The sequence below is a fragment of the Pseudomonas sp. LBUM1670 genome (assembly GCF_059695695.1).
On the sequence record NZ_CP166783.1, the window covers coordinates 5,461,028 to 5,480,773 of the forward strand.

The 19,746-nt window shown below is 61.2% G+C and carries 18 protein-coding genes; 3 read left to right on the forward strand and 15 right to left on the reverse strand.

Annotation, left to right across the window (positions count from 1 at the left end; genetic code table 11):
• Window positions 1-77 precede the first annotated feature (77 nt).
• From ACA073_RS25010 to ACA073_RS25045, 8 genes are all read right to left on the reverse strand, one after another.
• Window positions 78-500: a hypothetical protein gene (locus ACA073_RS25010; protein ID WP_497400263.1), complete on the reverse strand. Its 423-nt coding sequence runs from the start codon at window positions 498-500 to the stop codon at window positions 78-80.
• A gap of 85 nt (window positions 501-585) precedes the next feature.
• Window positions 586-1,152, reverse strand: a complete 567-nt coding sequence (locus ACA073_RS25015) for a phosphonate degradation HD-domain oxygenase (RefSeq protein ID WP_497400264.1) — start codon at window positions 1,150-1,152, stop codon at window positions 586-588.
• Window positions 1,152-2,285: a TIGR03364 family FAD-dependent oxidoreductase gene (locus ACA073_RS25020; protein WP_497400265.1), complete on the reverse strand. Its 1,134-nt coding sequence runs from the start codon at window positions 2,283-2,285 to the stop codon at window positions 1,152-1,154. Before ACA073_RS25020 ends, ACA073_RS25015 begins: the two co-directional genes overlap by 1 nt.
• 143 nt (window positions 2,286-2,428) lie before the next feature.
• On the reverse strand, window positions 2,429-3,454 hold the full coding sequence (locus ACA073_RS25025) for a putative 2-aminoethylphosphonate ABC transporter substrate-binding protein (RefSeq protein ID WP_497400267.1): 1,026 nt from the start codon (window positions 3,452-3,454) through the stop codon (window positions 2,429-2,431).
• Window positions 3,455-3,504: 50 nt separating this feature from the next.
• Complete coding sequence (locus ACA073_RS25030) at window positions 3,505-5,229, reverse strand: putative 2-aminoethylphosphonate ABC transporter permease subunit (protein ID WP_497400268.1); 1,725 nt, start codon at window positions 5,227-5,229, stop codon at window positions 3,505-3,507.
• Window positions 5,229-6,305 carry a putative 2-aminoethylphosphonate ABC transporter ATP-binding protein gene (locus ACA073_RS25035; protein ID WP_497400270.1) on the reverse strand — a complete coding sequence of 359 codons (1,077 nt, stop codon included), beginning with the start codon at window positions 6,303-6,305 and terminating at the stop codon, window positions 5,229-5,231. The genes ACA073_RS25030 and ACA073_RS25035 overlap by 1 nt, the downstream gene beginning before the upstream one ends.
• 222 nt (window positions 6,306-6,527) lie before the next feature.
• Window positions 6,528-7,391 carry a LysR family transcriptional regulator gene (locus tag ACA073_RS25040; RefSeq protein ID WP_497400272.1) on the reverse strand — a complete coding sequence of 288 codons (864 nt, stop codon included), beginning with the start codon at window positions 7,389-7,391 and terminating at the stop codon, window positions 6,528-6,530.
• Between the two features lie 16 nt (window positions 7,392-7,407).
• Window positions 7,408-9,684 carry a heavy metal translocating P-type ATPase gene (locus tag ACA073_RS25045; protein WP_497400274.1) on the reverse strand — a complete coding sequence of 759 codons (2,277 nt, stop codon included), beginning with the start codon at window positions 9,682-9,684 and terminating at the stop codon, window positions 7,408-7,410.
• A gap of 85 nt (window positions 9,685-9,769) precedes the next feature.
• Between ACA073_RS25045 and cadR the strand changes: the two genes are divergently transcribed.
• Window positions 9,770-10,219 carry a Cd(II)/Pb(II)-responsive transcriptional regulator gene (cadR, locus tag ACA073_RS25050; protein WP_090466519.1) on the forward strand — a complete coding sequence of 150 codons (450 nt, stop codon included), beginning with the start codon at window positions 9,770-9,772 and terminating at the stop codon, window positions 10,217-10,219.
• 126 nt (window positions 10,220-10,345) lie between these two features.
• On the opposite strand, the gene ACA073_RS25055 is transcribed toward cadR, so the two are convergent.
• From ACA073_RS25055 to ACA073_RS25065, 3 genes are all read right to left on the reverse strand, one after another.
• Entirely contained in the window at window positions 10,346-11,317 is a 972-nt protein-coding gene (locus ACA073_RS25055) for a thymidylate synthase (protein ID WP_497400276.1), read from the reverse strand.
• 48 nt (window positions 11,318-11,365) lie between these two features.
• Entirely contained in the window at window positions 11,366-12,172 is an 807-nt protein-coding gene (gene lgt, locus ACA073_RS25060; protein WP_497400278.1) for a prolipoprotein diacylglyceryl transferase, read from the reverse strand.
• 83 nt (window positions 12,173-12,255) lie between these two features.
• Window positions 12,256-13,038, reverse strand: coding sequence for a sulfite exporter TauE/SafE family protein (locus ACA073_RS25065; RefSeq protein ID WP_497400280.1), 783 nt, complete (start codon window positions 13,036-13,038; stop codon window positions 12,256-12,258).
• Window positions 13,039-13,169: 131 nt separating this feature from the next.
• Between ACA073_RS25065 and ACA073_RS25070 the strand changes: the two genes are divergently transcribed.
• The gene (locus tag ACA073_RS25070) at window positions 13,170-13,916 is read left to right on the forward strand and encodes an NRDE family protein (protein WP_497400282.1); all 747 of its coding nucleotides are present in this window, start codon (window positions 13,170-13,172) and stop codon (window positions 13,914-13,916) included.
• 132 nt (window positions 13,917-14,048) lie between these two features.
• On the opposite strand, the gene ptsP is transcribed toward ACA073_RS25070, so the two are convergent.
• Both ptsP and ACA073_RS25080 read right to left on the reverse strand, forming a co-directional pair.
• Window positions 14,049-16,328 carry a phosphoenolpyruvate--protein phosphotransferase gene (ptsP, locus tag ACA073_RS25075; RefSeq protein WP_497400284.1) on the reverse strand — a complete coding sequence of 760 codons (2,280 nt, stop codon included), beginning with the start codon at window positions 16,326-16,328 and terminating at the stop codon, window positions 14,049-14,051.
• Window positions 16,329-16,350: 22 nt separating this feature from the next.
• Window positions 16,351-16,830 (reverse strand): RNA pyrophosphohydrolase, encoded by a 480-nt coding sequence (locus tag ACA073_RS25080; RefSeq protein WP_007897732.1) that lies wholly within the window; start codon window positions 16,828-16,830, stop codon window positions 16,351-16,353.
• A gap of 143 nt (window positions 16,831-16,973) precedes the next feature.
• Here ACA073_RS25080 and ACA073_RS25085 point away from each other — a divergent pair, with 143 nt between their 5' ends.
• Window positions 16,974-17,630, forward strand: a complete 657-nt coding sequence (locus tag ACA073_RS25085) for a histidinol-phosphatase (protein ID WP_497400287.1) — start codon at window positions 16,974-16,976, stop codon at window positions 17,628-17,630.
• Window positions 17,631-17,736: 106 nt separating this feature from the next.
• Here the strand turns inward: ACA073_RS25085 and ACA073_RS25090 are convergent, their stop codons facing one another.
• Together ACA073_RS25090 and ilvA are read right to left on the reverse strand one after the other, a co-directional pair.
• Window positions 17,737-18,162 (reverse strand): DUF2269 domain-containing protein, encoded by a 426-nt coding sequence (locus tag ACA073_RS25090; RefSeq protein WP_497400289.1) that lies wholly within the window; start codon window positions 18,160-18,162, stop codon window positions 17,737-17,739.
• Window positions 18,163-18,201: 39 nt separating this feature from the next.
• Entirely contained in the window at window positions 18,202-19,716 is a 1,515-nt protein-coding gene (gene ilvA / locus ACA073_RS25095) for a threonine ammonia-lyase, biosynthetic (protein ID WP_497400291.1), read from the reverse strand.
• Window positions 19,717-19,746: the final 30 nt, after the last annotated feature.

Genomic DNA, 19,746 nt, shown 5'->3' on the forward strand with positions numbered 1-19,746 from the left:
GGATTCGCGGCGAGCACAGATCCAGTGTGGGAGCGGGCTTGCTCGCGAAGGCAGCGCCTCGGTCTCTTAGGTGATCGCTACCAACCCAGCTTCAAAAATTGCTTCACCAACGCCGCAACACGACTTCGATCCGTACGATCCGCCCGCCCGTCATTGTCCACATCCGAACTCAAAATCACTTCCAGCCCACCATCATTATCAAGATCGTGAGCCGCTGCTTTATAGGCAATAACCGACCCTTCATGAAAATGCAGCCGCACCGTTTCCGCCGTACCGTCAGCCGAGGGATTCTGCGAGAAGATACGTAAGTGCCGCTCCTCACCCTCACCAGGGTTGAACCATGCGCATTTCAAATAGGTGTTGCCGAAAGATTTGAGCCGCTGCCGATCCGCCTCCGTCGCCTTGCGCTGCAACTGGTCACTTTCATAAAACTCAAAATGAAGCGTATCCGCCGCACCCTTCCCGCTTCGATCCTGTGCAATCACTTTCAAATAACGCATCCGTGCGCTTCCCTGGGAAAAGCCCAGACTGACCCGTCGCCGCCAGTTAAACCATCCACCGTTTCGCTATTGCCTGTGAGACAACTCAACGCGCCTCGCCGGACAAGACGTTCGCAGCCTTGCGCTTCAACACGTCGAGATCAATCACCGGCACCCGCATCTCCTTGGCCAACTCATCCCACTGCCGCATGCGCAGACTGACGGCGCACAACGGATCCTGCTCGAAGGCTTCTGCCTCGTCAGCGGTCATCACGCCGCCCTGATATTCCAGGGTCCGGCGGCTGGCTTCGCTCAAACGCTCGTAGTACCCGGACTCTTTGAGTGTCAGATAACGCTTGGCTTGCACGTGGTATTCCACCAGCCGCGCCATGCGTTCGCTGAAGCCTGCGCGGCGCAGATAATCGGCACCCAGGCGTTCGTGACTGACCACGCCGAAACCGCCCATGTTCTCGGCGCTCTCGGCGCAGATGTGCCCGATGTCGTGGAAGAACGCGGCAAGCACCACTTCGTCATCGAAGCCTTCCGCCATGGCCAGTTGTGCGGCCTGGGACATGTGCTCGATTTGCGACACCGGCTCGCCGATGTAATCACTGTCGCCAAAACGTTCGTACAGCGCGAATACCTCGTCGATCACTTGCGCAGTGCGGTCCATCAAAGCTCTCCCAATACCGTCGCGACATTACGTTCGGCCATGGCCGGCCCGACACTCATGCCGACGCCGGTGTGCATCAGTGCCACGCTCACGCCCGGCATCGGCCGCAGGAATGAAAACGGTCCTGGCCCCCGGGAACCATAGACTCCCTGCCAGCGCTCGACCACTTGCACCTTGCAGCCCAACGTCTGCTCGGCCAGTTCGATCATCCAGTCGTCCACTTGCTCGGCATTGAATGGCGAGGGGTCGCTGCCATAGTGATGGGAGTCGCCGATGATCAGTTCGCCGTACGGCGTCGGACTGATCAGCAGGTGAATGCCGTTTTCGTGCAGGTGCGGTTCTTCACGCAGGATGTGCGCCTGCACCGCCGCCGCTTCCGGCAGATCGGCAAACGCGCCGTAATGCACGCAACTCAAACCAGTGAGCAGCGCGTGTTGCAGGTTGAGGTTGATCTGCGGTCGGGCGCGAAGCATTTGCAGGCGGCAGATTTGCGGGTCAAGCGCGGCGATCGGCTCGGCCAGCAAGGTCTGATAATCGTGGCCGGAACAGACGATGATCTGCTCGGCGCTGAAGGTGCCGGCGGTGCTGTGCAAGCGGCCGGGCTCGATGTCGCGCACGAGGGTGGAGAAGTGAAACTCGACGTTCATTTCACGGCGCAGGAAATCGATCAACGCCGGGATTGCTTCGCGGGAATACAGTTGTTGATCGTCCATGCCGTGCAGCGCGGCACGGTGATGGCTGAACTGGCCACCGTACACATCGCGTAATGCAGCGCCGCGCAGCAGGTCGACGCGGTAACCGTGTTCCACGGCTCGTCCGGCGCAAAAAGCTTCCAGCAGATGCTCTTCGGCTTCGGTGCGGGCGAACAGGTATGAGCCGTTGCGCTTGAGTTGCAGGCCGGCGAGTTGCGCCCATTGTCCCCAGATGTCGCGGCTGGCCTTGGCCAGTTCCAGCATCGGGCCTGGCGGCTGGCCGGTGACGAGGGCCTGGCCGAAGTTGCGCACCGAGGCGCCTAGCGGGGTTTCGCTGCGTTCGAAGACGGTGACTTTGAGACCGCGTCTGGCGGCGGCGTAGGCGTGGGACAGGCCGAGGATGCCGGCGCCTACGATCAGCATGTCGTTGTGTTGTGTCATTAAGAGATGTCCTGAATTCGAAGCCGCCTTCGCGAGCAAGCCCGCTCCCACAGGGATTTAGGGTGGACACAGGTTCTGTGATCACCACAGAACCTGTGGGAGCGGGCTTGCTCGCGAAGAGGCCCTGTCAGCCAATAGAGATCTTACTTGGCAACCACTTTCTCGGACTTGCCGTCATAACGCTTACGCCACTCGGTCAGGATCTCGTCGCGATTCTTCGACGCCCAGGCAAAGTCGTTCTTGATCAAACGCTGCTCGTAATCCGCCGGCAATTCGGTCTGCGGCTTGGCAATCCCCGGTTGAGCAAGCACCGCGAAGTTCTCTTTATAAAGCTCCATCGCCGCCGGACTCGCCGAGAAGTCAGCCAGTTTCTTCGCGGCCTCTTCGTGCGGCGTGCCTTTGATCACGGCAGTCGCTTCGATCTCCCAGCCCAAACCTTCTTTCGGCAGGATGATGTCCAGCGGCGCGCCCTGGCGTTTCAACTGAACGGCCGGGTATTCAAAGGAAATGCCGATCGGGAATTCACCCGCAGCCGCCAGTTTGCAAGGCTTGGAACCGGAGTGAACGTACTGGCCGATGTTCTGGTGCAGGTCGTCCATGTACTGCCAGCCCTGCTTCTCGCCGAAGGTTTGCAGCCAGGCGCTGACGTCGAGGAAACCGGTGCCGGACGAGGCCGGGTTAGGCATCACGATTTTGCCTTTGTACTCAGGCTTGGTCAGGTCCTGCCAGCTCACGGGTTTGGTCAAACCCTGCTTCTCGGCTTCCACGGTGTTGAAGCAAATGGTCGCAGCCCAGACGTCCATGCCGACCCAGGCTGGCGGGTTGGCGGCGTCGCGGTAGTTGCCACCGATCTTGCCCAGGTCCTTCGGCGCGTAGCTTTGCAGCATGCCTTGCTGATCGAGAATCGCCAGGCTCGAAGCGGCCAGGCCCCAGACAGCATCAGCCTGTGGACGGGCTTTTTCAGCCAGCAGTTTGGCGGTGATGATGCCGGTGGAATCGCGTACCCACTTGATCTCGACGTCCGGGTTGGCTTTTTCGAACGCTTCTTTGTAGGTCTTCAGTTGTTCGGCTTCGAGGGCGGTGTACACCGTCAACTCGGTTGGCGCCGCGAAGGCGTTCAGGCTGAAAGCAGTGAGGACAGCAGCGGCCAGGGCCAGGGGCTTGAACATGATCTTTTCCTGTTTTGAGTTGAGAGGCTTTCGGTTTGAGGAGCAGCGAATCAATGACCGGGCGCGGTCTGCCGCCAGGCCTGGGAACGGCGCAGCAAACCGCGCGAGGCCCAGGCCAGCAGCAGGGACACGCCGGCTGAGGTGAACAGAATCAGGGTCGACATGGCCGCCGCGCCGCCGACGTTGCCGGCGTCGTCCATGTTCAGCACCGCCACCGCCGCGAGGAGGGTGTCGGGGCTGTAGAGGAAGATTGCCGCCGAGACGGTGGTCATGGCCGAGACGAACAGGTAGCGCACGATGTCCAGCAGCGCCGGCAGGCAGATCGGCACGGTGACCCGCAGGTAATGCCGGTACAGCGGCGCCTTGAGCGACAGCGCGGCCGCTTCGAACTCGGCGTCGAGTTGACGCAGCGCGGTGGTCGCGGTCATTTGCGCGGTGGTCAGATAGTGAGCAATGGTGCAGACCACCAACAGGGTCATGGTCCCGTAGAGCACATGCAGCGGGTTGCCGGTGAGGTTGAAGAAGAAAACGTAACCCAACCCCAACACCAGACCCGGCACCGCCATCGGTACGAAACTGAGCATGCGCAAAGTCAGATTCAGCCCGCGCTGGCCCTTGGTTTTTTCCATCAGGTACGCGCCGGTGAAGATCAGCACGCTGCCGATCAGCGCCGTGCACAAAGCCATCTTCACGCTGTTGCCGTAGGCCAGCCAGCCGCCGCCCGCCGTGTCGTTGAACTGGTAATGGTTGAGCGACAACGACAGGTTGTACGGCCAGAACTTCACCAGCGAGGAGAACACCGCCATGCCGAACACCAGCAGCAACACCGCGCAGATCAGCAGCACAATGGCGAGGTAGCAGCCGTCGCGCAGCTTCGACGGCGCCGGTTGAAAGACCTGCGCCCGACCGCTCATGGAGTCGCCATGACGCCGACGCAACCAGGCATCGACACCGAAGCTGAACAGTGCCGGCAGCAGCAGGACCATGCCGATCAACGCACCACGACCGAACTGTTGCTGCCCGACCACGGCTTTGTAAGCTTCCAGCGCCAGCACTTGATAGTCGCCGCCGACCACCACGGGCACGCCGAAGTCGGTGATGGTCAGGGTGAAGACGAGGCAGAACGCTGCGAACACCGCCTGACGGGTTGCCGGCCAGGTGATGCTGCGGAAGGCTTTGGCCGGACTGGCGCCCATGCTGGAGGCGGCATCGAACAGGCGCGCATCCGCCAGAGACAGCGCCGACAGCAAAATCATCAAGGCGTGTGGGAAGGTGTAGATGACCTCACCCAGCACAATGCCCCAGAAGCCGTAGATGTTGTCCGAGAGCAAACCGCGCAACATGCCTTGGTTACCAAACAGGTATACCAACGCAATACCCGGCAGCATCGACGGCGCCATCAACGGCAACAGCGACATGCCACGCCAGATACCTTTGCCCGGAATCAACGTGCGTTGCAGGGCGTAGGCAAACAGGTAAGCCAGCGGTACGACAATCGCCGCCACGCTGAGGGAAACCTTCAGGCTGTTGCCGAGCAACCAGTGGAAATTCTCACTGGTGACCAGTTCACGTGCAGCCACCAGACCACCGCCCTGCCCGGCCTCCGAACTGAAGCCACGCCAGAAGATCGCCAGCAACGGCATCAACACCGCGATACCGAGCAACACCAGCAACAGGACTTTGCCGCCGACCACGAACACCCGGTCGCCAATCTCGGCACGGGAGGTCTGCCGAACCTGCTTGTGCGGTATCGGCAGCGCGATGTTCGCGCTCATCAGGCAAACACCTGCAGGCTGCGCGGCGGCAAGGCCACCATGATCTGCCGGGCGCCGAGGCGCGGCATGGCTTCCGGCGAGAGTTCTGCCAGCAACGCGTGGCCCGGCAGTTGATCGAGTTCGAAACTCATGCGGCAACGGTTGCCGAGGAAGGTGATTTCGCGAACCTTGGCCGGGAACAGGTTTTCCTCATGCACCAGCGGGTTGACGTTGATCGCCTCGGGCCGGCAGAACAACCGGCCAGACGCGGTTTTTACACTGCCGTCCGCCAGGCGCATGTTCATCCCGCCGACCTGGGCGTGGCTGTCGCTGTTGCGGTGGAACGGCAGCCAGTTGCCCTGACCGACAAACTCCGCCACAAACGGCGTGGCCGGGCGGTCGTAGATTTCCTGCGGCGTAGCGTACTGCTCGACCTTGCCGTTGTTCATCACGGCGATGCGGTCGGCCATCAGCATGGCTTCGTCCTGATTGTGGGTGACCATCAGGGTGGTGATGCCGAGGCTGCGTTGAAGTTGGCGCAGTTCGGTGCACAGGTGCTCGCGGACCCGAGCGTCGAGGGCCGACATCGGTTCGTCCAGCAGCAACAAGGACGGCGCCGGCGCCAGGGCGCGGGCCAGGGCGACACGTTGCTGCTGGCCGCCGGACAATTGGCCAGGGTACTTTTTCTCACTGCCGGTCAGGCCGACCAGTTCCAGCATCTGACCGACGCGCTTGCGCACTTCATCGCGACCGCTGCCGGTGAGGCCGTAGGCAATGTTCGCTTCGACGGTAAGATTGGGGAACAACGCGTAGGACTGAAACAGAATGCCGTAGTCACGGGCCTGCGGTGCCAGGTGGGAAACGTCGCGATTGCCGAGGTACAACTCGCCGCTGTCCTGTTTTTCCAGACCGGCGATGCAGCGCAGCAAGGTGGTTTTGCCACAACCCGACGGACCCAGCAGGCACACCAGTTCACCGGCCGCCACGTCGAGGGAAACGTTATCCAGCGCGGTGAAGGCGCCGAAGCGTTTCTGCACGCCGCGCACCTTCATCGGAGCGCCGGGGTTGGTCATGGCAGTTGCGATCGAGTTGTTCATGGACGGGCCTCATCAAGCAGATGGGGCCATCCTAGGGATGTAATGCGTCCGTCATGTGGCAGTAAGGCCAAAACGGCTGATAGTGGTATTCGGGGATTTTGGTTGGAGTTATTGGTTGTCTGGTCTGGCGCCTTCGCGAGCAAGCCCGCTCCCACAGGGGGAATGCGGTCAACTGTGGGAGCGGGCTTGCTCGCGAAGGGGCCAGACCAGTCACCCCAACTCTTAAGCCGGCGCCATTTCCTGCGCCAACCCAAGAAAAGCCGCCGGCAACCGAGCGTTCTTTCTCTCTTTCAGGCAATACAGATACTCGGGAATCTGCGGTGCATTCTCGATGGTCAGCACCCGAAGTTGCGGATCATGCGGCACTTCCTGCCGGGCAATGATGCTGATCCCGATGTTGCGCAGCACCGCCTCGCGAATCGATTCCCGGCTGCCAATCTCCAGCAACGGTCCGAAACTCACCCCGGCGCTGACCAGCAATTCCTCGGTCAGACGCCGAGTGGTCGAGCCTGACTCGCGCATCAACAACGTATGCCCGGCCAACGCGCTGAGCGGCACATGATCGTGCGCCGCCAACGGATGATGACGATGCACCGCCAACACCAGCGGATCGCTGCCGAGCACCCGGCGAATCAGTCGCGCGTCGTCGAGCAGTTGCGAGGAAGCGGCGACATCGACCCGGTAATCCTCCAAGGCTTCCAGCACCTGCTGCGAGTTGCCGATTTCCACCGACACTTCTACCTGCGGCAAACGCTCGCGAAAGGTCTTCACCAGATCGAGGATGTAATACGGCGCTGTAGCGGCGATTCGCAGCGTGCCGTGGACCTGGCCGCTGTTGCGCAGGAAAAACTCGATGTCGGCTTCCTGCTGCAGCAGCGCCTTGACCATCGGCAGCAACCGCGCGCCTTCGTCGCTGACGCTGAGGCGGCGGCCGCCACGGTAGAACAGTTCAACCGAGTACTGGTTTTCCAGATTGCGGATTTGCGTGGTCACGGTGGGCTGGCTCAGGCCAAGCTTTTTCGCCGCCAGGGTAATGCTGCCCAGGCGGGCCACCATGTAAAACGCCTTCAGCTCGGCACTCAGCACACCCGTTCCTCATCAATTATTTGCGTAACAGGCGCAACCCGTTGAACACCACCAACAGGCTCACACCCATGTCGGCGAACACCGCCATCCACATGGTGGCGATTCCGGCGAAGGTTACCCCAAGAAAGATAGCCTTGATGACCAAAGCGAGCGCGATGTTCTGCTTGAGGATGCTCGACGTTTGCCGCGACAGGCGAATGAACGCGGGGATCTTGCGCAGATCGTCGTCCATCAGGGCGACATCCGCGGTCTCGATGGCGGTATCGGTGCCGGCGGCGGCCATCGCAAAACCGATTTCTGCCCGCGCCAGTGCCGGCGCATCGTTTATCCCGTCACCGACCATGCCGACGCTATGGCCCCGCGCATAAAGCGCTTCGATGGCTTGCAGTTTGTCGGTCGGCAGCAGATCGCCTTTGGCCTCGTCGATGCCGACCTGCGCGGCGATCGCCTGGGCGGTGTGGACGTTGTCGCCGGTGAGCATCAGGGTTTTGATCCCCAGATCGTGCAGTTGCTGGATTGCCTCGCGGCTGGATTCCTTGACCGTATCGGCCACGGCGAACAGCGCCAATGGGCCGGATTTGTCGAGCAACAGCACCACGGACTTGCCCTGTTTCTCCAGCGCAAACAGCTTTTCTTCCAGCGCCGGCGAACACAGGTTCAGCTCTTCCACCAAGCGGTGGTTGCCCAAGTGGTAGGTCTGACCGTCGATCTCACCGCGCACACCGCGACCGGCGAGGGCTTCGAAGTTATCCACAACGAGCGGCGCAAAGGGTTTATCCACAGCGGCGTTGGCGATGGCCAACGACACCGGGTGGTCCGAACGTCCGGCCAGCGCTGCCGCAATCGCCGGCGCTGAGGCATCGGCCGTGGGATCAAGCGACAGATAATCAGTCTGCACCGGCTTGCCGTGGGTGATCGTGCCGGTCTTGTCCAACGCCACGTAGTCGAGTTTGTAACCACCTTCCAGATAAACGCCGCCCTTGACCAGAATCCCTTTGCGCGCGGCCGCCGCGAGGCCGCTGACGATGGTCACCGGGGTGGAAATCACCAGTGCGCAGGGGCACGCGACCACCAACAACACCAGTGCGCGATAGATCCAGTCGAACCAAAGCGCGCCCATGAACAACGGCGGAATCACCGCTACCGCGAGGGCGAAGATAAACACGGCGGGGGTGTAGATTTTCGAAAACTGGTCAACGAAGCGCTGGGTCGGCGCCCGTGCGCCTTGCGCCTGTTCGACGGCGTGGATGATCCGCGCCAAGGTCGAATGGTTGGCGGCGGCGGTTACCGTGTATTCAAGAGAACCGGCCTGATTGATGGTCCCGGCGAAAACCTTATCACCGACAGTTTTCTCCACCGGCAGGCTTTCGCCAGTGATCGGCGCCTGATCGATGGTCGAACTGCCCGACACGACTTCACCGTCCAGGCCGATACGCTCGCCGGGGCGGACGCGCACTCGCTCGCCCAGCTCGATGGATTTCACGTCCTGCAAGATCCAGCTGCCGTCGGCCTGCAACACCGTGGCCTGCTCCGGGGTCATCTGCATCAAGCCGCTGATGGCGTGGCGTGCGCGGTCCAGGGACTTGGCTTCGATCAACTCGGCCACGGTGAACAGGAACATCACCATCGCCGCTTCCGGCCACTGCCCGATCAGGATCGCACCGGTCACCGCGATGCTCATCAGCGCGTTGATGTTCAGGTTGAGGTTTTTCAGGGCGATCCAGCCCTTCTTATAAGTGCTGAGGCCGCCGCTGAGGATCGAGATCAGCGCGATAACCGCTATGACCCAATTAGGCGCAGCGTTGGTGAAGTGAATAACTTCGGCGGCCAGCGCGCCCACGCCGGACAGCGCCAATGGCCACCACGGCTTTTTCTCTGGCGCGGGAGCTGGCGCTTCGACGCCCTGCTCCAGCGGCTCGGCCTGCATGCCGAGGGACTTGATCGCGTCGATGATCGGCGCGGTGCCCGGCAGGTCGTGGGTCACGCCCAACACGCGGTTGATCAGGTTGAATTCCAGCTGCTGCACACCCGCGAGCTTGCCGAGTTTGTTCTGGATCAGCGTCTGCTCGGTCGGGCAGTCCATCGCGTCGATACGGAAACTGCTCAACCGCGCATTGGCGGTTGGTGCTTCGCTGAGCTTGATCAGCGACGGCGCCGCCGCTTTGGAAGAACAGCAGGAATCCCCGTGACCGCCATGCTCATGGCTGTCATGGTTATGCGGGGGCACTGGCAGCAGCTTATGACTGTGATCGTGACCCGCCTCGGGTGTGTGGGTGTGTTCGGAATCGCTCATTGGTTGCGTCCATGAAGGTGCCTGTTGCCAAGTAAAGACCCTGTAGCCACTATAGGGTCAAGCACCCATTCAGGAGATGGCCGTCATGAAGATCGGAGAACTGGCGAAACTCACCGACTGCGCCGTGGAAACCATCCGCTATTACGAACGAGAAAATCTGCTGCCGGAACCAGCCCGCAGCGACGGCAACTACCGCGTCTATACCCAAGCCCACGCCGAACGCCTGACCTTCATCCGCAACTGCCGCACCCTCGATATGACGCTCGAGGAAATCCGCAGCCTGCTGGCTCTGCGTGATAGTCCGCAGGATCAGTGTGAAAGCGTGAATGCGCTGATCGATGAACACATCCATCATGTGAAAGCGCGGATCGACGGGTTGCTGGCGTTACAGGCGCAACTGCTCGACCTGCGCCAACGCTGTGGCGAAGGACCGGATATTGATCAGTGCGGGATTTTGCAGCGGTTGGAAGTGAGCGGCGGCGTTGTGGCGACGGAGGTTGAGCATTCTCATGTGGGCCGTAGTCACGGCCACTAAGAACACCGCATAACCTAATGTGGGAGCGGGCTTGCTCGCGAAAGCGGTGTGTCAGACAACATTTCTGTCGACTGACACACCGCTTTCGCGAGCAAGCCCGCTCCCACAGGGGTTGGGTGCTGAGGCTTAAACCGCCATCGGCGCGGTCATCGGCGCGTGGTGCTGATAACCCTCAAGCGAAAAATCACCCGGTTCAATCAACTCCAGCCATTCCGGCTGATAAACACCGGTCTTGGCAAACTCCGGCACACGATCGCTGATCACCAGTTTCGGCATCGGGAACGGCTCGCGCTTGAGCTGTTCATTCAGCATGTCCAGGTGGTTTTCGTAGACGTGCGCATCACCGATGAAATAGGTGAACCAGCGCGGCGTATAACCGGTCAGGCGACCGATCAGGCTCAGCAGCGCGGCGCCTTCGGTGAGGTTGAACGGCGTGCCCAGGCCCAGGTCGTTGGAGCGGATGTAGAGGGTCAGGGAAATCTCTTTGGTCTCGACATTCGGGTGGAACTGGTACAGCAAGTGGCACGGCGGCAGGGCCATTTCATCGAGCTGGGCGACGTTCCAGCCGTGGAACAGGATGCGGCGGCTGCCCGGGTCCTTGATGATGGTGTCGACACACTGGCGAATTTGGTCGATCGCCTTGTACAGAACCACGTAGGCCTGACCGTCTTCTTCGCCTTCGGCGATCTGGCGGTAGCCTTGCTTCAGGGTCTGCTCGATGGCGGCGGTGTTGCTGACCGGGATCTGCTTGTACGCCGGCCATTTGCGCCATTGCACGCCGTAGATCTCGCCGAGGTCGTCTTCGCCCTGACGGAACGGGTTGGCCAGCCATTGCGCGTTTTCGTTGGCGTTCTGGTCCCAGACCTTGCAGCCCAGCGCACGGAATTCGGCGGCGTTGTTCACCCCACGCAGGAAACCGCACATCTCGCCGATGGCCGATTTGAAGGCCATCTTGCGGGTGGTGATCGCCGGGAAACCTTCCTGCAGGTCATAACGCAGCATCGCGCCGGGAAAACTGATGGTGTTCACGCCAGTGCGATTGGCCTGTTTGGTGCCGTTCTTGATGACGTGGGCGACCAGTTCGAGATATTGCTTCATGAGTTACCTGTGTCCTTGAACCCGGGACCAAAGCCCCGGGGTTCGAATTTATACGGCTGCCGCTGGAGTTGCCGGGGCGCGGTGATACGCCAGCCAGATCAGGAACAGACCGCCGACGATCATCGGCACGCAGAGCACTTGGCCCATGGTCAGCCAGTTCCAGGCCAGATAGCCCAGTTGCGCGTCCGGTACGCGGACGAATTCGACGATGAAACGGAAGATGCCATAGAACAGCGCGAACATCCCGGACACCGCCATGGTTGGCCGCGGCTTGCGCGAGAACAGCCACAAGATCAGGAACAGCGCCACGCCTTCCAGCGCGAACTGATACAGCTGCGACGGGTGACGCGCCAGTTGCGCCGGATCGGTCGGGAAGACCATCGCCCATGGCACGTCAGTCGCTTTGCCCCACAATTCGGCGTTGATGAAGTTGCCGATACGCCCGGCACCCAGGCCGATCGGCACCATCGGCGCGACGAAGTCCATCAGCTGGAAAAACGACTTGTTGTTCTTTTTACCGAACCACAACGCCGCCAGCATCACGCCGATGAAGCCGCCGTGGAACGACATGCCACCCTTCCACACCTCGAAAATCAGCGTCGGGTTGGCCAAGTAAGCGTGCAGATCGTAGAACAGCACATAGCCCAGACGACCGCCGACGATAACGCCCATCGACATCCAGAAGACCATGTCGGAGAGTTTCTCTTTGCTCCAGGTCGGGTCGAAACGGTTGAGCCGGCGCGACGCCAGCAGCCACGCACCGCCGATACCGATCAGGTACATCAGACCGTACCAGTGGATTTTCAGCGGACCGATGGCCAGGGCCACCGGGTCAATCTGCGGGTAAGGCAGCATTGCGACTCCTCGTTAGAGTTGAAACTTTCAAAATTCCCGGGCGACGCTGCCACCTCAGGATTAAGCCAGGATTGTGCTGTGCATCAGATCAGAAAATTCAAACCCACGCAGAACAGCAAAGCGGCGAACAGTCTTTTCAGCAACTTCGGCGACAGCCTGTGGGCCAGTCGCGCACCGAGGCGGGCGAAAACCATGCTGGTCAGGGCGATCCCCAGCAGCGCCGGCAAATAAATAAAACCGAGACTATGGGCCGGCAGCAACGGATCGTGCCAGCCCAGAATCATGAAACTTAATGCACTGGCCAAAGCGATCGGCAAACCGCAGGCCGACGAGGTCGCCACGGCTTGCTGCATCGGCACGCTGCGCCACGTCAGGAACGGCACGGTCAGCGAACCGCCGCCAATCCCGAAAATCGCCGAGGCCCAGCCAATCACACTGCCGGCCAGGGTCAGACCGACTTTCCCCGGCACCGTTCGGCTGGCCTTGGGTTTCACGTCCAGCATAAGCTGCCCGGCGATGACCAGGGCAAATACGCCGATGATCTTCTGCAGATTGGGACCGGAGATCGCTTCGGCGGTCAGCGCACCGAAACCGGCACCGAGCAGAATGCCGCCGGTCATCCAGGCAAAAACCGGCCAACGCACGGCGCCGCGGCGATGGTGCTCGCGCACCGCGTTGACCGAGGTGAAAATGATCGTCGCCAGAGAAGTGCCGACCGCCAGGTGAGTCAGGATCGACGCATCGAAGCCCTGCAGGGAGAAACTGAACACCAGCACCGGGACGATGATGAGCCCGCCGCCCACGCCGAACAGCCCGGCCAGCGTTCCGGCACAGGCGCCGAGCGCCAGATAGAGCAGAAATTCCACGCTGTTCCCCCACCCAACCCCAAAAACGAGCGGCATGGTAACGGATGCATGGCCTCGGGCTCCACTGGATGGCGATGGATACCCGTACGATGACTGCGTAGAGTGGGCAAAAAACACACAAGGACTACCTTATGTGCCTGATTGTTTTTGCCTGGCGACCGGGTCACGCCCAACCGTTGATCGTGGCGGCCAACCGCGACGAATTCTATGCCCGGCCCAGCCTGCCCCTGGCGCAGTGGCCCGAAGCACCGCAGGTCTACGCCGGTCGCGACCTGGAGGCCGGCGGCACCTGGCTCGGTGTCGGTGCCAACGGGCGGTTCGCGGCGCTGACCAATATCCGCGATCCCCACCAACCGCCCGCCCGAAAATCCCGGGGTGAGCTGGTCGCGCGATTTCTCAATGGCGAAATGCCGATTGATGATTACTTGGGCGATGTTGTCGGACGTTCGCTGGAATATGCCGGGTTTAACCTGCTGATCGGCAATCCTAATGAGTTGTGGCATTACAGCGCACGGGCGTCGGAGGCGGTGATGTTGCAGCCGGGGGTTTACGGGTTATCGAATGCGGGACTGGATACACCGTGGCCGAAGTTGCTCAAGGCGCGGGCGGCGTTGGAGGCCGTTCTGGAGGATCCGCAGCCTGAGGTGTTGTTGACGTTGCTGAGTGATGCGCAGACAGCTCCGTTTGCGGAGTTGCCGGACACCGGGGTGGGTTTGGCGACCGAGACGTTGTTATCGAGTGTGTTTATTGCCAGCCAGAGTTACGGGACCCGGGCGAGTACGGCGTTGATTGTTCATGCGGATGGGACGCGGCATCTGGTTGAGCGGAGTTTTGGGCCGTATGGCGGGCATCTTGGGGAAGTGGAGATCAAGGTGTAGATCGTTGTCGTTCGGGCGGACGTCTTCGCGAGCAAGCCCGCTCCCACATTTGATCTGCGTCGTACACAAATTCTGTGTTCACTGAAGATCCAGTGTGGGAGCGGGCTTGCTCGCGAAGAGGGCGCCGCAGATTTAGTGGGGTTTGATCGCCGCCGGATTAATCATCCGCGCCAACCCAAGGTTCTTCAGCGCCAATTGCAGCGAGCTGTGGATAACTTGCGGGTTGTCGATGGTCATCAGTTCGGCGAGCAAATCCTTGGCCTTGCTCAGGTTGATCTGCCGCAACATCCACTTCACCTTCGGCAGGTTGGTGGCGTTCATCGACAGGCTGTCGAAACCCATCGCCATCAACAGCACCGCCGCCGCCGGGTCACCGGCCATTTCGCCGCAGATACTCACCGGCTTGCCTTCGGCATGGGCGTCACGCACGACGTTCTGCAACGCTTGCAATACCGCCGGGTGCAGGTAGTCGTAGAGGTCGGCCACTCGCGGGTTGTTCCGGTCCACGGCCAACAGGTACTGGGTCAGGTCGTTGGAGCCGACCGACAGGAAGTCCACTTGCCGCGCCAGCTCCTTGGTCTGATACACCGCTGCCGGAATCTCGATCATCACGCCAATCGGCGGCATCGGCACGTCGGTGCCTTCGTCGCGGACTTCGCCCCAGGCCCGGTGAATCAGGTGCAGGGCTTCTTCCAGTTCATGGGTGCCGGAGATCATCGGCAGCAGAATCCGCAGGTTGTTCAGGCCTTCGCTGGCCTTGAGCATCGCGCGGGTCTGCACCAGGAAGATTTCCGGGTGGTCGAGGGTGACGCGAATGCCGCGCCAGCCGAGGAACGGGTTGTCTTCCTTGATCGGGAAGTACGACAGCGACTTGTCACCGCCGATGTCCAGGCTGCGCATGGTGACCGGTTGCGGGTGGAACGCGGCGAGTTGCTCGCGGTAGATCGCCAACTGCTCCTTTTCGCTCGGGAACCTCTGGTTGATCATGAACGGCACTTCGGTGCGGTACAGACCGACGCCCTCGGCGCCGCGCTTCTGTGCCCGCGCCACGTCCGCCAGCAGGCCGGTGTTGACCCACAGCGGCATGCGGTGGCCATCGAGGGTCACGCACGGCAAGTCGCGCAGCGCATCCAGCCCGAGGGCCAGTTGTTTCTCTTCCTCGACCACTTCGGCGAACTGCTTGCGCAGCACGTCACTCGGGTTGGTGTAGACCTCACCGTGGTAGCCGTCGACGATCATCTGGATGCCGTCGACCTTGGAATACGGCAGGTCGACCAGGCCCATCACCGTCGGGATGCCCATGGCCCGCGCGAGGATCGCCACGTGGGAGTTGCCGGAACCGAGTACCGACACCAGACCGGCCAGCTTGCCTTCCGGCACTTCGCCGAGCATCGCCGGCGTCAGTTCTTCGCTGATCAGAATGGTGTTGTCGGGATAAACCAGGGTCTGTTGACGCTCCTCCTGCAGATAAGCCAGCAAGCGCCGACCGAGGTCTTTGACGTCCGAGGCGCGCTCACGCAGGTAGGCGTCGTCCATCAATTCGAAACGGTTGACGTGATCGGTGACCACCTGACGCAGCGCGCCCTGGGCCCACTGACCGGTCTTGATCACGGTGGTTACTTCGCTGCCCAGCGCCTCGTCGGCGAGCATCATCAGGTAGACGTCGAACAAGGCCCGCTCTTCGGGACGCAACTGCGTGGCCAGCTTGGCCGACAACGCACGCATGTCGGCGCGCACGCCTTCGATGGCAGTCTTGAACAGCCCGAGTTCGGCCTCGATGTCGGCGATGGTCTTGTCCGGCACCACGTCCAGATCGGCCGGTGGCAACATGACCACCGCCGTACCGACCGCCGCACCCGGCGAGCCCGGCACGCCAACGAACTTGGCTTCCTGAATCCCTTTGCCCTGACGGCCCAGACCGCGGATCGAACCGGTGGCCTCGGCGTGGGCGATAACGCCGGCGAGCTGCGCGCTCATGGTCACGAGGAAGGCTTCTTCGCCCTCATCGAACTGACGACGTTCTTTTTGCTGAATGACCAACACGCCGACGACGCGGCGGTGGTGAATGATCGGTGCGCCGAGGAAGGAGGCGTAGCGTTCTTCACCGGTCTCGGCGAAGTAGCGGTAGCGCGGGTGATCCGCGGCGTTTTCGAGGTTCAGGGGTTCTTCACGCGTGCCGACCAGGCCGACCAGACCTTCGTTGGGCGCCATGCTGACCTTGCCGATCGAGCGCTTGTTCAAGCCCTCGGTCGCCATCAGCACGAAGCGGTTGGTCTCGGGGTCAAGCAGGTAGACCGAGCAGACCTGGCTGCCCATGGCCTCTTTGACGCGCAACACAATAATCCCCAACGCCGCCTTGAGATCCTTGGCGGAGTTTACTTCCTGGACGATCTTGCGCAGCGTATTGAGCATGGCTCGGGGTCGAACTCCGTCGTCAGTCGCGCGCTAAAAGGCGCGGGGCAAGCTCTTTGAGAGCGCGTCGATACACCTCGCGCTTGAATGTCACCACCTGGCCCAACGGATACCAATAACTGACCCAGCGCCAGCCATCGAATTCCGGTTTACCGGTCAAATCCATCCGCACCCGCTGCTCGTTGGAGATCAGGCGCAGGAGAAACCATTTCTGTTTCTGGCCGATGCACAGCGGTTGGCTGTGGGTACGGACCAGACGTTGCGGCAAACGATAGCGCAACCAGCCCCGGGTGCAGGCGAGAATTTCAACATCTTCGCGCTCAAGACCCACTTCTTCATTCAACTCGCGGTACAAGGCGTCTTCCGGCGTCTCCTGGGGGTTGATACCACCCTGTGGAAACTGCCAGGCATCTTGATTGATACGGCGAGCCCATAGCACCTGTCCGGCATCATTCGTGAGAATGATCCCGACATTGGGGCGGAAACCATCGGGGTCGATCACGGCAACAACCTCGCAAACGCATGTCGCCGCATTGTTCCACAAAGGTTGTGAAGGCAGCAACGAGCCGGCCTACCTTATGTGCACTCTTGTGAAAAGTCCGTATTCTGGACGCCTTTCTACAGACTTTTCAGCGAGTAACTGCAATGCGCCTGGCTTTATTCGACTTGGACAACACCCTTCTGGGCGGCGACAGTGACCACGCCTGGGGCGATTACCTGTGCGAACGCGGCTTCCTCGACGCCGTCGCCTACAAAACACGCAACGATGAGTTCTATCAGGATTACCTGGCCGGCAAGCTGGATAACGCCGCCTACCTGAACTTTTGCCTGGAAGTCCTCGGCCGCACCGAAATGGCCACGCTGGATCAATGGCATCTGGACTACATGCGCGACTGCATCGAGCCGATCGTGCTGCCCAAGGCCATGGCACTGTTGGCCAAGCACCGTGAAGCGGGTGACAAGCTGGTCATCATTACCGCGACGAACCGTTTTGTGACCGGGCCGATTGCCCAGCGCCTGGGCGTCGAAACCCTGATCGCCACCGAGTGCGAGATGGTTGATGGCCGTTACACCGGGCGCAGCACCGACATCCCGTGCTTCCGTGAAGGCAAGGTGACGCGGCTGAATCGCTGGCTGGAAGAGACCGGGCATTCGCTGGAAGACAGTTACTTCTACAGCGACTCGATGAATGATTTCCCATTGCTGGAGCAGGTGGCGAATCCGGTCGCGGTTGATCCGGATCCTAACTTGCGCGCCGAAGCTGAGAAGCGTGGGTGGCCGGTGATTTCGTTGCGCGATTGAAATCGCCGTTCTGTAGGAGCGAGCTTGCTCGCGAAAAACTCAAGGTCGCTGCGGGGAGTCAGGTGCCCCGCGTTTTCGTTAACGACCATCGCGAGCAAGCTCGCTCCTACACTGGCTTCGCGCCCATCAACCCCGCAATCGCGACAAAACAGACGAAGCTGAACAATGCGAGGGCGAAGGTGAACTTGCCGCTCCCTCCCGGCGCTTTGCGCAACTTGTTAAGCCGCACCAACAACCAGAACCACGCCAACGCCGCCACGGTGTAAAGCACGCTGGATGCCAGCAACCACGTCTGCCCCAAAGGCCAACCCACCAGATGCACCATCCACCAGCCGGTGAACGGCATGCTCAGTAACGCCAGGCCCATCAACAGCCAAATGAACACGCGAGGCCGTTGCAACGTTCGGCTGCCCGCCGTTGCGTCGCCGTTACGCCGCGTCCGCCAGACCCAGATCCCCAGGCCCAGCGCACACACCAGCAGCACCACCGTCGCCACCATGTGCGCCACTTTCAGGGCGGTTAACGTTTCCATTGTTCGATTTCCTTATGACTTGCCCATCAGCGTAGCCGCTCAGCCAAGAAACAGTTTATAGGCCGGGTTGTCGCTTTCATCCCAGTACGGGTAGCCGATTTCTTCCAGCGCCGCCGGCACCAGATGACGTTCCTCGTGAGGCACTTGCAGCCCCGCGACCACACGGCCATCCGCCGCGCCGTGGTTGCGGTAGTGGAACATCGAAATGTTCCAGCGCCCGCCGAGCTTGCTGAGGAAGTTGAACAGCGCGCCCGGCCGCTCCGGAAATTCAAAGCGCAGCACTACTTCATCGACCACGTGGGCCGCGCGACCACCGACCATATGGCGGATGTGCAGCTTGGCCAGTTCGTTGTCGGTCAGGTCCAGCACCGGAAAACCCTGCTCGGTCAGGCTGGCGATCAGAGCACTGCGCGGGTCGGTTTCCGGATGCGTCTGCACGCCAACGAAGATGTGTGCTTCGCTGCCGGTGTTGTAGCGGTAATTGAATTCGGTGATCTGGCGCTTGCCGATGGCTTCGCAGAACGCCTTGAAGCTGCCCGGTTTCTCGGGGATGGTCACGGCGATGATGGCTTCGCGGCCCTCGCCCAGCTCGGCGCGTTCGGCGACGTGGCGCAGGCGGTCGAAGTTGACGTTGGCGCCGGAATCGATAGCGACGAAGGTATGGCCAGTAACGGCGTGCTGCTCGACGTACTTCTTGATCCCGGCCACGCCCAAGGCGCCGGCAGGTTCAGTGATCGAGCGGGTATCGTCGTAGATATCCTTGATGGCCGCGCAAATCTCGTCGGTGCTGACCGTGATCACCTCATCGACATAGTCTTTGCAGATGTCGAAGGTGTGCTGACCGATCTGAGCGACCGCGACGCCGTCGGCGAAGAGGCCCACGGTCGGCAGCACCACGCGCTCGCCGGCGGCCATGGCCGCTTGCAGGCAATTGGAATCGTCCGGCTCGACGCCGATGATCTTGATTTCCGGGCGCAGGTATTTCACGTACGCCGCGATACCGGCGATCAGCCCGCCACCGCCCACCGGAACGAAGATCGCATCCAGGCGCCCAGGGTGCTGGCGCAGAATCTCCATGGCCACCGTGCCCTGCCCGGCAATGGTGTGGGGATCGTCGTACGGGTGAATGTAGACGTAGCCTTTTTCGTCGACCAGTTTCAGCGAATAGGCCAGGGCTTCCGGGAACGAATCCCCGTGCAGCACCACTTTGCCGCCGCGTGAACGCACGCCTTCGACTTTGATCTCGGGAGTGGTCTTGGGCATGACGATGGTGGCTTTCACGCCCAGCACTTTCGCCGCCAGAGCCAGGCCCTGCGCATGATTGCCCGCCGAAGCCGTCACCACGCCGCGAGCGCGTTCTTCATCGCTCAGTTGCGTGAGCTTGTTGTAGGCACCGCGAATCTTGAACGAGAACACCGGTTGCAAGTCTTCACGCTTGAGCAAAATACTGTTGCCCAGCCGCTCGGAGAGCTGGCGGGCAGTCTGCAACGGGGTTTCTACGGCAACGTCATAAACGCGCGAGGTGAGGATCTTTTTGACGTACTGTTCGAGCATCGGAAAGCATCACTGAGCGGGTTGGGCAGG